General features: G+C 32.8%; 10 protein-coding genes and 2 pseudogenes. 1 reads left to right on the top strand and 11 read right to left on the bottom strand.

The genetic code is table 11. The features are described from left to right. Nucleotides 1-77: 77 nt before the first annotated feature. Together BN38_RS03465 and BN38_RS03460 are read right to left on the bottom strand one after the other, a co-directional pair. Nucleotides 78-386, bottom strand: a complete 309-nt coding sequence (locus BN38_RS03465) for a terminase gpP N-terminus-related DNA-binding protein (protein ID WP_044565608.1) — start codon at nucleotides 384-386, stop codon at nucleotides 78-80. A gap of 118 nt (nucleotides 387-504) precedes the next feature. Continuing rightward, nucleotides 505-714 (bottom strand): annotated as a pseudogene (locus BN38_RS03460) (DUF3847 domain-containing protein); the annotation flags it as partial. Between the two features lie 252 nt (nucleotides 715-966). Between BN38_RS03460 and BN38_RS03450 the strand changes: the two are divergent. Next, nucleotides 967-2,057 (top strand): IS3 family transposase gene (locus BN38_RS03450; RefSeq protein ID WP_230197745.1). Its coding sequence is split into 2 segments (ribosomal slippage): nucleotides 967-1,204 and nucleotides 1,204-2,057, totalling 1,092 coding nucleotides; the frame shifts between segments, so codons are not numbered across the junction. Between the two features lie 74 nt (nucleotides 2,058-2,131). Here BN38_RS03450 and BN38_RS03445 read toward each other — a convergent pair. The 9 genes and pseudogenes from BN38_RS03445 to BN38_RS03405 all read right to left on the bottom strand — a co-directional run bounded on the left by BN38_RS03445 (nucleotide 2,132) and on the right by BN38_RS03405 (nucleotide 12,182). Next, the gene (locus tag BN38_RS03445; RefSeq protein ID WP_044565604.1) at nucleotides 2,132-2,593 is read right to left on the bottom strand and encodes a flavodoxin; all 462 of its coding nucleotides are present in this window, start codon (nucleotides 2,591-2,593) and stop codon (nucleotides 2,132-2,134) included. 450 nt (nucleotides 2,594-3,043) lie between these two features. Further along, nucleotides 3,044-3,459, bottom strand: a pseudogene (locus BN38_RS03440) (sigma-70 family RNA polymerase sigma factor). A gap of 311 nt (nucleotides 3,460-3,770) precedes the next feature. Next, complete coding sequence (locus BN38_RS03435) at nucleotides 3,771-5,123, bottom strand: MATE family efflux transporter (protein WP_002834842.1); 1,353 nt, start codon at nucleotides 5,121-5,123, stop codon at nucleotides 3,771-3,773. Nucleotides 5,124-5,149: 26 nt separating this feature from the next. Next, a complete protein-coding gene (locus BN38_RS03430) occupies nucleotides 5,150-6,895 on the bottom strand; it encodes an ABC transporter ATP-binding protein (protein ID WP_034439153.1) in 1,746 nt (581 codons plus the stop codon). Then, nucleotides 6,888-8,678 (bottom strand): ABC transporter ATP-binding protein, encoded by a 1,791-nt coding sequence (locus BN38_RS03425; RefSeq protein WP_019125105.1) that lies wholly within the window; start codon nucleotides 8,676-8,678, stop codon nucleotides 6,888-6,890. Before BN38_RS03425 ends, BN38_RS03430 begins: the two co-directional genes overlap by 8 nt. Beyond that, entirely contained in the window at nucleotides 8,668-10,137 is a 1,470-nt protein-coding gene (locus BN38_RS03420) for an ABC transporter ATP-binding protein (protein ID WP_044565602.1), read from the bottom strand. The genes BN38_RS03425 and BN38_RS03420 overlap by 11 nt, the downstream gene beginning before the upstream one ends. Next, entirely contained in the window at nucleotides 10,122-10,892 is a 771-nt protein-coding gene (locus BN38_RS03415; RefSeq protein WP_425484720.1) for an energy-coupling factor transporter transmembrane component T family protein, read from the bottom strand. Before BN38_RS03415 ends, BN38_RS03420 begins: the two co-directional genes overlap by 16 nt. After that, nucleotides 10,825-11,421, bottom strand: coding sequence for an MptD family putative ECF transporter S component (locus tag BN38_RS03410; protein ID WP_019125108.1), 597 nt, complete (start codon nucleotides 11,419-11,421; stop codon nucleotides 10,825-10,827). The genes BN38_RS03415 and BN38_RS03410 overlap by 68 nt, the downstream gene beginning before the upstream one ends. Nucleotides 11,422-11,543: 122 nt before the next feature. Continuing rightward, nucleotides 11,544-12,182 (bottom strand): TetR/AcrR family transcriptional regulator, encoded by a 639-nt coding sequence (locus BN38_RS03405; protein ID WP_004835143.1) that lies wholly within the window; start codon nucleotides 12,180-12,182, stop codon nucleotides 11,544-11,546. Between the last annotated feature and the right edge of the window lie 9 nt (nucleotides 12,183-12,191).

Raw genomic sequence — 12,191 nt, 5'->3', positions numbered from 1 at the left:
TCTAACATAAACTGCTATTGAAGGATAAGATATATCAAAACCCTTATCAACAATCATCTTATGAATCTGAACAACGCTTAAAGCTTGTTTATGATTACCCAAGAAGAATACTTTCTTTTCTCACTTTCTAAAATCTGATCAAGATACTCATCTACTTCTTTTGTATATTTGATCTTCTTTCTATTAGAAGAATCGTAGGAAGGCGCCTTGGCAATTTCTTCTTGAACTAATGATCTATCTAAATCAGGATTATCTAAATTCTTAACATCCTCCTGGTACTTATTCCAATATTTAGCTACAGTATTCCTATTAATCTTAAGTATTTTAGATACTTCTCTATTTGAATATCCTTGATTTTTAAGCCTTATTATTGCATGCTTGTCCATTAATTTAATCACCTCACATACCTCCATATGTTTACTTTACATATGGAGGATAAACTAAAACAAGTGGACCATTTTTCGATCAGAATTAATCGATTTTTGGACCACTTTTAGTTTATCATTTACAATTTATTACCTCTTTGATATTTGTGAATGAGATTAGTTGATAAAATTCGTCTTTGGTTAATTCTTTGCTTTCGGTAAAAATACTTTCAAATACTCCTCCTTTTTTATAAAGCCGTCTATCTCTCTTTTTTCGTGCTTCCTCTTTCTGCTGACTGATGAGCTTCTTTCTTTTATTTTGTAACTGCTTGATTTCTTCTTTTGCCATTAAAATTTTTCTTCTATGTCTTTCATTTTCTTTGTCCTTTCTTCTTGATTTTGAGCAATAAAAAAACAGTAAACCGACTTGATTTACTGCTTCGTGAATTGCTATCTTGTATCTTTTATTTGGTTATTTGAGTTTGGTAAGGATACAGTAAATAGTACAATTTAAAATCGAATATCTGGTACAATAAATAATAAGAAATCATAGGGGGATTTTAAATTGGCTAAACACTACGAAGAAGACTTCAAGAAACAGATGGTAGAAATCGTTAACCAAGGTAACTACACATATAAAAAATTGGGAGAAGAATACGACATAGCACCATCAACAATAAGAGATTGGGTTAATAGATACAACAGCTCAAATTCCTTCAACATTGATGATAATAGAACAGAAGAAGAAAAGGAATTAATCAAACTAAGAAAAAAAGTAAAACAGCTTGAAATGGAAAATGATATTTTAAAGCAAGCTGCACTACTACTAGGCAAAAAGTAAAGCTCATAATCTCAAACAGGGATAAATACAGTATTAGTGCAATGTGTAAGTTTTTAGGTATACCAAGAAGTTTAATATACTATCATCTAAACAAAAAAGAATCAAAAGACAACCTAAAAACCGAAGAGCTTTTAGAAGAAAAAATCATAGAAATATTCAGAAAAAGTAAAAATTCATACGGATCAAGAAAAATCAAAGTAGAGTTAGAAAAACAAAATATCACAGTATCAAGAAGAAAAATATGTAGAATAATGAAAAAACATGCCTTAGTATCAAGCTATACAGTAAAACAATACAAGGTAGAAAAAACCACATGTAACAACAAAAAGATTAATAACAAGATAGATAGACAATTTTACAATAGGCCATCTTTACAAGCATGTGTAAGTGACTTAACTTACGTAAGAGTAGGAAATAGTTGGAACTACATCTGTGCAATAATCGATTTACACAATCGAGAAATAATAGGATATGCAGCAGGAAAAAATAAGAGCGCAGATTTAGTAAAAGAAGCAATATATTCAATCAAGTACCCATTAAATAAAATAAAAATATTTCACACAGATAGAGGACGAGAATTTGACAACAAAAGCATAGATGAAATTCTAGACATATTTGGCATAGAAAGATCCTTAAGTGGAAAGGGAAGTCCATATGATAATGCAGTAGCTGAAGCATTTAATAAGGTGATGAAAACAGAATTTGTTTATCAGAAAGAATTTAAAAACTTAAAACAACTAAAATTAGAACTATCAGAATATGTTTATCGGTACAACAACCTAAGAATCCATGGATCCTTAGGTTACTTGTCACCAGTTAAATATAGAAACCAAATCTTAGCTAGTAACTAGTTAAAATTATAATGGTGCGTTCGATTTTAGATTGTACAAATAGGTGTTGACAATCCAGTTTAATAAACTGGGATTCATAAATTACTATCTAACCATGTTTTTAATTCATCAAAACTGTAATCTCCTTTTAACGCTATTCCATCTTTAATAATTGAATTCTTACATTCCTTTTTGTAATCTTCAATCATTCTCCCAAAACCACCTCCGCCATGCGTGCAAAACGGAATAATTGTCTTTCCACTTAAATCAACCGTTCTTAAAAACGATAGCACGGGTGGGGCAAAAGTTTTAAGCCAATTAGGAGAACCAATAAAAACCACCTCTGCATTTTCAATAGTTTCCGCCCCTTGAATAAGAGGTGGGCAATATCCTTTTTCAATTTCTTCTCTCACTTCTTTTACAGCTGTATTATATGAGAATGAATAAGGCTTTTGTGGCTTCAGCTCTCTCAAATCTCCATCAGTAATCAACGCAATATCTTCTGCTAATCTTCTTGTTATTCCTGAATATGAATAATATACAACCAAAGGACTCATTATAATTACCTCCTTAATTCAACCTAATTACTATTATATCATTTTTATTATATGATAAGTAGCCTGATATTATCTATCCTGTTCACTCCCCCTAAAATATACATAGTGTCTACACACCCTGCAATAATCTACACTTGAAATGTTCCCACAAGGTATTTTTCAAATAGAAAAATGGCTTTTAAGATTTCTTCTAAAATCCTAAAAGCCACCTGTTTCAACAGTTTTATAGCCTATTATCTTAATTTCTTGACATCAATGCCACACTCTCCACATGGCTTGAGTGGTCTGTATGGATAAAATTTGAGATTTTTCAAAAGCCTCGTATGTGGGAATATATCTATGATATAAATTCCTTCTCTCATTGCATAATATACTATTAATAAGCAAAGAAAAATAGCCCTATATCACCTTTACTTTATAATGGAAAATCTGCCCTTATCTACAAGTCGATTATCTTAAAAAATCTTCTAATAACAACTTCAGTTTTTTCAATATATTATTCTTACGCCATTGTATAGCTTGATAACTCACTTTCTTTATTCTTGTAATACTCGAAAGAATTTCATCCTGAAAGTACAAACGCTCAATGATGCCCCTTTCTTCTGCATTGAGTCTTGAAATTGTATTTCTGACTGCTTCAATCATCATCTGTGTTTCAACAATCTTTTCTACATCAACACTTTCATCAACAATATTATCTACAAAATGTCCGTCATGATCCAATGATGAAAAAAGAGCAAGTGGTTTTTTCTTTCCACCTGCTCCAAATACTTTTCGTGTTCTCTTTCTCGCCAGTAGACTTTATAAATATCTTCACTGACTTTGACCTTTTGTCCGTTGATATAAAGGTAATATTTTTTTGGCATATATGCTTCCTCCATTTCTTTTTGTCTGCGTTTTAAAACAAAAAAAGGAGGACTCCTGCACCTTGACATAAGAAGTCCTATAAAACGAAAGAAACTTGTTCTTCCTTTAATTATATTTAATTGTTTAGACGAGCATATGGAAAGACAAACAGCTATAAAGCTTATAGGAAAAAGGACTATTTTTATTGTGGTTTATTCTTTCAAATAAATATATAGACTTTTCCATTTCTATCCCTCCATTTTATAGCTAACTATTTTCCATAAATTAAGTCCTTCTAATGTTTCAAATTCTAAACACCTAATAAGAAATTTTACGCTTGAACTTTTTCTTTCCCCATTTTATTCAGTTCCGCAATCATCATGAAAACGCCAACAACAATCATAATGAAATCAACAAGTGGCTGTGTAAACCAAACAGCTTTTACTCCAAATATCATTGGCAATAAAATCATGGCAGGAACAAACAAAAACAGTTGTCTAAGCATTACGATTATCCCAGCTTTCTTTCCGTTTCCGATTGATTGGAAGAAAGTAACAGTCATAACCATTACTCCATACAAAATAAATACGGAATAGAACAATCTAAAGTTTCCAACACCCTGTGCAATGATGTTTGCTTCTACACCGAATAAAGATAGTATTTGACTTGAAAGCAATAAAGACGGAATCCAAAAGATTGCTGCAAGAACTAAACCGCCAATAGAAAAGACCTTCATAGCCTGTCTTACTCTGTCATACTGCTTTGCTCCAAAGTTTGTTCCAACAACAGGTTGTAAGCCTTGACTCATTCCCCAAAGAGGAATAAATGAAAAGGCATATACACGAAGTGATGCCGCCATCAAAATTCCATTGGTATCTCCGCCATACTTAAATGCCATTTTATAGAGCATAGTCTGTTGAATCATAAACAAAAGCTGCATCATCATAGCGGATGAACCGACAGAAAACATTTCTTTTTTAATTTCCGCATCAGACTTTATCTTATGGATTTTAACAACTTTACTCTTTTTCAAGAAATAATGTAGTGTTGCCACTGCCTGAACAAATTGTGCTGTGATGGTTGCAAGGGCAGCACCTTCAATCGCATATTCACCCATAACTGTCATTAAAATCGGATCAAGAATGATATTCAGTAATGCTCCAAGTCCCATAATCGTCATAGCTTTTTTCATCAGTCCTTCGCCACGCATAACCATGTTTGCGGACTGTGTGAAGTTTACAAATAGAGAACCTATAAAAATTACTCTAAGGTATCTAATACCATAGGCTTTGATTTCACCCGTTGCACCGACCATATCTAAAAAATGCGGAGCAAGAAGTATTCCTCCAACTGTAATAATTACAGAGAAGAAAATCACCCAATAGATTAGGTTACCCATAATTTTATCTACAGTTTTTTGATCCCCTTTACCGATTGCTCTTGAAAGTACAGATGCAGAACCTACACCAAGTAAAGTTGAAACACCGCTGTTGAAAAAGGTAAGTGGCATTGCGACACCACAGGCAGTCATTGCTGTCTGTCCTATAATTTTCCCAGCAAATATTCCGTCCATTAACGGATACAGACCGATAACAATCATTCCGATAACTGCCGGAATAGATAACTGAAAGAGTAAATCTATCGGTCTTTTTGTTAATAATTGTTCTTTCATATCTTGTTTCATTGCCTTCTCCTCTCTTAGACCAATTTTTATATAATTTTTAGTCCTTTATTTTTTTCTTGGAGCTCTACCATATTTTTATAAATCCCATTTAAAGCAATTAGCTCATTATGGGTTCCTTGTTCTGCAATATTCCCTTCCTTGATTACAATAATACTATCGGCATCTCTAATAGTATTTAATCTATGGGCGATAACTAATAATGTTTTATTCTTTACCAATTCACTGATTGCTTCCTGTATATAGCTTTCATTGTCCACATCAACACTTGCTGTTGCCTCGTCAAGAATTACAATAGGAGCATCTTTTAATATGCAGCGAGCAATAGAAATTCTTTGTTTTTCACCACCGGATAGAGTTGCTCCGCCTTCTCCAATCATTGTGTCAAATCCATCAGGAAGTGCCATAATAAAATCATAGCATCTTGCTTTTTTTGCAGCTTCTATAACTTCTTCTTTCGTCGCATTTTCTTTCCCCATGGCAATATTGTTAAAAATCGTATCTTGAAACAAATACACTCTCTGGAAAACCATACTAATTTCCGACATCAATTCAGATAGCGAAACATCCTTTATATTCACCCCTCTAATCAAAATTTCACCGGAGTCTACATCCCAAAATCTTGCCAAAAGATTTGCTACTGTAGATTTTCCTCCTCCGGACTGTCCAACTAAAGCTGTCATTGTATTCTTTTTCATTTCAAAATTCATATCATGCAAAACCTCTTTTTCTCCATAAGAAAATTTCACATGATTAAAACTAATTTCCGGCTCACCAAACTTAGCCTTTAAGAGATGTTTTTTACCTGTATCCTGTAGTTCTGTTTCATTTAATACTTCTTCAATACGATCTAAAGCAGCATTCATAACTGTTAGCCTGCTTGCTTCTCCATAAAGAGTTTTTAATGGACTGAATAAGTCAAATACAAATAGTATCAGTCCTAACACATAAGGAAGTTTCAACATTCCTTGTAAATGAAGATACAAAGCAAGTGCCAAAATAAAAGTAATTCCGATACCATAAATAATGTTCAATCCGCTTGTCCAAGGTGTCATCTTCTTTTCAAACTTTATAGAAGTGTCTCTTGATGAAGCAAAGCTATCTGTAAGAGCCTTTGAATTGTCTCCTAAAAGGTTATAGCTTTTGATTACACTAATTCCTTCTGCAAATGACAAAACTGCATCTGTTAGCTTCTCTCCTTGCTCTTGCCTGATAACAGCTTCAGATAAAGACATTTTATTCATTCTGCTTGCAAGTAATGTTGCTATTAGAGTTACACACACAGACACAAGACCTATTCTATAATCTAAAACAAACATGAATATAGTAAGCACAACGGTTGAAAGCACATAACTCATCATATTAGCTATGGTACTCATGGATACTTCCTCAATGAATGACATATCTGAACTTAAAACAGAATTGATTTTTCCTAAATTTCCTGATGTGAAATATCCCATAGGAAGTTTTCTAAGGTGATTTCCAAGCTCCATCCTTTTATCTGCAAAAATCAGAAAGCCAGCAGCACTTTGCAATTTATCGCTTAAAAAATGAACCAATGCCTGTACCAACACTACCAAACCAAGTCCTATTCCTACATACAAGAATGTTTTAGGTGATATTGTCTTTTCATAAAATCCTATCAATACAGTAAATGCAATAAAAATAGGCATTTTACTTAAAACAGATTCAATAAAGGCAAAAACAAATGCCCCTTTAATTCTATTTTTATACTTTCCTGACAAGTTTAAAATTCTTGATATTAGTTTAAACATTCATTTCACCTTCCTTTCTGCTGATTTTCCAATCTTTACTAAATAGTGTCGCATCCCATAATTTACGGTAGTCTGCTGATGATTCTAACAAGTCATTATGTTTTCCATTTGCAACTAAACGACCATGATTCATTACCAATATTTGGTCTGCATCTACAATTGCCGGAAGTTTATGAGCAATTACAATCAATGTTTTTCCTTTTACAAGTTCACGAATAGCTGCTTCCATTTTTTCTTCATTTTCCGGATCTGCGTAGGCTGTTGCCTCATCAAGTACAACAATCGGAGCATTTTTCAAAATAGCTCTCGCTAATGATATTCTTTGCCTTTCTCCACCTGATAACATCTTTCCTGCCTCGCCAGCCAAAGAGTAAATACCATTTGGGAGCTTATCTAAAAATTCCATACACTGAGCTTTCTTTGCAGCTTCTATCACTTCTTCATCGGTAGCTGACAAATTTCCGATACGAATATTTTCTAAGAGTGAAGTATTAAATAAATATTGGTCTTGAGACACATAAGAAATCTCTTTATTCAGTGCCTTAAGACTCATATCCTGTAAATTTTGTCCTCCAATGCTAATACTTCCCTCTAAAACATCATAGTAATGAATTAAGAGTTTCGCTAAGGTGCTTTTACCTGAGCCTGATTCTCCAACAATGGCTGTCTTTTCTCCAACTTTTGCTGTAAAGCTCACATTATGAATCACATTTTTAATGTATGTTTCAGGTTGTCCATTCTCTCCCATCTTGCTTAGTTGATAACCAAATGTAACATTGTCATAGGAAATAGTATGATCTATACCTTTAAACTTGTTTTCACCTTGTTTTAATGGTTCTATATTTAAAGCATCTTCCAATGCAGATATTTTATAATTAAGCTGTGGCATCGTTGGTAAAAATCCCAAAGCCTTTAAGAGTGGTAAGCCAATACTCAAAGATAGGCATAATACCAATATCAAATCAGAAAGACTAACATAGCCCATGTAAGCAAAGTAACCTCCAAGCGGCAATGTTAATATAATCGTGCATGGAAGTAAGGCACTGTATAATGCCATCCATGGCCATGCAGTCTTATACCAAGCGAGTGCATAATCTCTATAATCTCCAACATCTTTAGAAAATCTTTTATATGATTCCGTTTGCTTGTTAAACACTTTTACTACTTCCATACCATTCACATATTCAATAATGGTATTATTCATTTTTCCACTCGCCATATAATATGGTCCCATTTTTTTCATTCCTGCGGAATACATAATCATCATAGCGACAATGCTTAGTGGAATGGATGCCAAAGACATAAGTGCCAGTCTCCAATCAACGAAAAACATTGCAATATATACCATTACAGGCACAATTAAATTGGCAATTCCTTCAGGCAATGAGTGTGCCAAAAGAACTTCCAAACTACCAATATCATCTACAAACATCTTTTTAATAGCACCTGTTCCCTTTTCTTCAATAGCTCCTAAGGGAAGATTCTCCATCTTTTTTTGTAGAGATGTTCTAAGTCCAAATAATGTGTTATATGCTGCCTTATGGGACATATTAAGACCCAAACCACCTAATAATGCTTGCAAAACCAAACATATCAAAATACCGGCAAGCAAAATAACTAACCTTGTGAATTCCAAATTTTGTCCTAAAATCAAGGGATTTATAATCTGATAAGCAAATAGAAATGGCACAACTCCCATAATGACACTTAATAGCATAATAAAACTCGCTAAATGTATTGTTTTTTTATGCGAACCAGCATACTCAAAAACCTTATTTAACATCATTCTCCTCCTTCAATAAATTTCCTTTTTTATCCATAAAATCCATGATTAACGCTTCATTTCCCTTTACAGATATTTTTTTATAACCATTATCACCGAGCATTAAGACGGAATGACAGGTTTTAAATAACAGTTCTAAATCATGAGTAATTATTATAATTGGAATCTCCTTTGCTTTTTCTGTAATTAAATCGGACATAATTTTCATACTTTTATAATCAAGTCCCGATGTTGGTTCATCCAAAATTATCAGCTTACGACCGGATAAAAATGAAGTAATAATTGCCAGTCGTTGTTTTTGTCCACCGGATAGTTTCTGCGGATGATTGGTTTTTTTATGCCACAGGTTTGTATCTTTCAGATATTCTCGTATCTTTTCTAAATCATTTTCCGAGTTTTTATCTTTACAAAATATCAACTCATTTTCTACTGTGTCTAAAAAAATCTGAGCATCTACATCTTGTAACACGCAATATGAATTTCTAAGTCTTTCTCTTTGTTTCTGTCCATAGCTGACATCCAAATATTTTTCAGATAAACCACATAATGCTTTTGCCAAAGTACTTTTCCCAATACCATTAGAACCAATCACTCCCATTATTTCGCTTTCTCCAAGCTCAAAAGTTAATTCTTCTATCAAAGTTCTTTTGCCTTGATGAATGCAGGCTTTATTTACTTTGATACAGCTTTTAGCCACAATAGGTTCTTTTTCTGATATCAATTCTCTTTCATTAAGTGTCCTTAACTCAAGTTCCTTACATTTATCATTACTAAGACTACCATTCGGAAAAACATCACATATTGTACCGTCTTTTATATAAATCAATCTGCTAAAAATCTCTTTTAAATAATAGAGCCTATGTTCCGCTATAATTATTGTCTTTCCCATCGTCTTCAATCTGATAAGTATTTCACTGAAATGTTTTATACTATCGTAATCAAGGCTACTTGAAGGTTCATCGAAAAAGATAATGTCTGTATCATAAATAAGTGTTCCTGCTATCGCCACCTTTTGCCTTTCTCCCCCTGATAATTCAAAAATGGATTTTTTGCTAATATGATTTATTCCTAACAAGTCCATTGCTTTTTCAACTTTTTCTTTTAGGGTGTCCCTGTCTAATCCCAAATTTTCACCTACTAAAGCAATTTCATCTTCAACTACATCACAAAAAAATTGATCCTTAGGATTTTGAAATACATTGCCAATATATTTAGCTAACTCTCCCTTTTTATAAGTAGTTATATCCTTCCCTAAAATCTTAATTTCGCCGTCCAAATCACCGTCATAAAATGACGGAATAAGCCCGTTTAGCAGTCTTAAAAGTGTCGTTTTTCCGCATCCTGAAAGACCTGTTAAGACTATAATTTCGCCTTTCTTTACAGACATTTTTAAATCTTTCAAAATCAAATCTTCTCCATAATGAAAGGATTTGATTTCTGCCTCTAAAATATTTTCCATAAACTCGCCCCCAACAAAATCATTCCTCCGATCATCATTGCTATATCAATAAATGTAAATCTCACCTCATGAAAACTTGTTTTTTGTCCATCATATTCAATACCTTTTGATATGATTGAACAAGTTAAGGTATCGCTTATATCTATGCACTTATACATAAGAGGAACAAAATATAATTCAAATGTTTTAATTGGTTTGAAAATACTTGCTTTAAATCCTCTAATTTTCATGCCATTGTTTATTTCCTTCATCCTAATAGAGATTTCCGGAATAAAACGAAAGAATACTGTAATTCCTATCCCTATTCCACCATCAATTCCAATTTTTCTAAATGCAGCCATTAGATGCGAAGAACTATATGAGGACAGAACTTTTCCCAAAATGAAAAGTGGAGCAAATTTCAACACTATAAGTAGCATTGTATATATAGAACCAACCAAAACATTTCCTAAGTGTGGTTTCAGCAAATAAATAAGCCCCCATACTATAAGCAATGAACATATCGTTCTAAATGCCTTTCTTATAGAAAATAAGAATAATAGTCCTAAGACAAAAATAAGGGAAAATAAATATTGTGATTGCTCTCCAACAGTTAGAATAACTGAAAATAGTAAAATCAACCCAACTATAGTAAGCGGGTTGATTTTATCTGATAGTTGGTATTCGTTTATATTATTTTTTTCACCTTTACAAAACACTTTTTTTCTTCCTGTTGCTAAAGAATTTGTTGTAAATATATGTTCCAAAATTAGCACCAATAATTGATGCAACGATTGCGATCACTACGCAAATTGCAATGTTTTTAGGGGTGTAAAAATTATAAAGAAATGTTGCATAGTCTGTTGTAAACATCTTAGGGAATTGTTTTGTAAGACCTTCTACACCAAATACGAATGTGAAATACATCGCATGAAGCGAATATATAAACATACCAGCACCAAAACCAAGACCTACTTTCATAGTTTTGTCTGAGTAATTTTCCTTTTTACCAATCACAAGCTCTGCTAATATTCCTGCAATTGCACAAACTACTATTACAGGCCACATTCCCATAAGAGCATAGAACACGCCGAGTAATAAGAAATATAAGAATGCTGTTCCTCTTTGTGCGACTTGTTTACACATTATTACAAAAACTGGCGCGGCAATTATTGTTGGAAGTGCCGATGATAAATACAAACTCGGAATCATTCCAAACGATCCTGTCAAAAGTCCCAATCCCATTGTTAATACAAAACCAATAACAGAAAATACTGCTATTTTTACAATACTTTTTAAATTCATTTTTCTCCTCCTTGAATACATATAATATTTTTTATCTGCTTATAAAACAGCATGTTGCCAATTTATATAAAATTAAATCTTTAATATAACTAAGTTATATTTGATGCAAAAATTTTTCCATTTTACAAACCTCGTATTTTGCCCCATCCTTCATTAAAGAATTTTGAAATTAGTTTGGCATTTAATTCTACTTCTTCTCTGCTTTTAGAATGAACAGCAACTTCAGATAAAGCATAATAATATGCATGGTTAATTAAGTGAATTCCCATATCGGTTATTACACTACCGACACCATCTTCACCATAAATCATGCTTAATATTTTGATGTGATTTTTATCTTCTATTTCCACGAGTTCATCTAAAAAATTACTGTATTTTGTTCCATAAGAACCAAACACTAATAACTCAAATGCATCTTTATTTTCAAAAAAATACAAGACCATCTTAACAGCACCATGTGCTTTAGAGTCTAAAATTTTATAAATGGTTTCTTTCCCAAGTGGAACTTCCTTTTTATATGTCTCAAAACTCTCATCCTCATACATAGCATAGTATTTTCGTATTTGGCTTACAATCGGCTCAACTAACTCAGAAAAAAGTGCTTCCTTATCCTCAAAATGACCATAAAACGCCCCAGTAGTAACACCTGCTTCTTTGCAAATAGCTCTTAAATTTGCCTTTTCAAATCCTTGTTCTTTGAAAATTTTCTTACCGCTATTAAGAATCCTATTATGAGTTACTTCATAATCTCCGTTTGCCACGATTTGCCC

The sequence above is a fragment of the Anaerococcus provencensis genome (genome assembly GCF_000312365.2).
GTDB classification, from domain to species: Bacteria; Bacillota; Clostridia; order Tissierellales; family Peptoniphilaceae; genus Anaerococcus; species Anaerococcus provencensis.
The sequence above is the reverse complement of the archived record's forward strand: the minus strand, read 5'-3'. Positions and strand labels throughout refer to the sequence as shown.

Excerpts from the sequence above, each read along its gene's own strand:
- BN38_RS03465 (WP_044565608.1), bottom strand. The coding sequence starts at position 386 with ATGGACAAGCATGCAATAATAAGGCTTAAAAATCAAGGATATTCAAAT.
- BN38_RS03445 (WP_044565604.1), bottom strand. The coding sequence starts at position 2,593 with ATGAGTCCTTTGGTTGTATATTATTCATATTCAGGAATAACAAGAAGA.
- BN38_RS03435 (WP_002834842.1), bottom strand. The coding sequence starts at position 5,123 with ATGAAACAAGATATGAAAGAACAATTATTAACAAAAAGACCGATAGAT.
- BN38_RS03430 (WP_034439153.1), bottom strand. The coding sequence starts at position 6,895 with ATGTTTAAACTAATATCAAGAATTTTAAACTTGTCAGGAAAGTATAAA.
- BN38_RS03425 (WP_019125105.1), bottom strand. The coding sequence starts at position 8,678 with ATGTTAAATAAGGTTTTTGAGTATGCTGGTTCGCATAAAAAAACAATA.
- BN38_RS03420 (WP_044565602.1), bottom strand. The coding sequence starts at position 10,137 with ATGGAAAATATTTTAGAGGCAGAAATCAAATCCTTTCATTATGGAGAA.
- BN38_RS03410 (WP_019125108.1), bottom strand. The coding sequence starts at position 11,421 with ATGAATTTAAAAAGTATTGTAAAAATAGCAGTATTTTCTGTTATTGGT.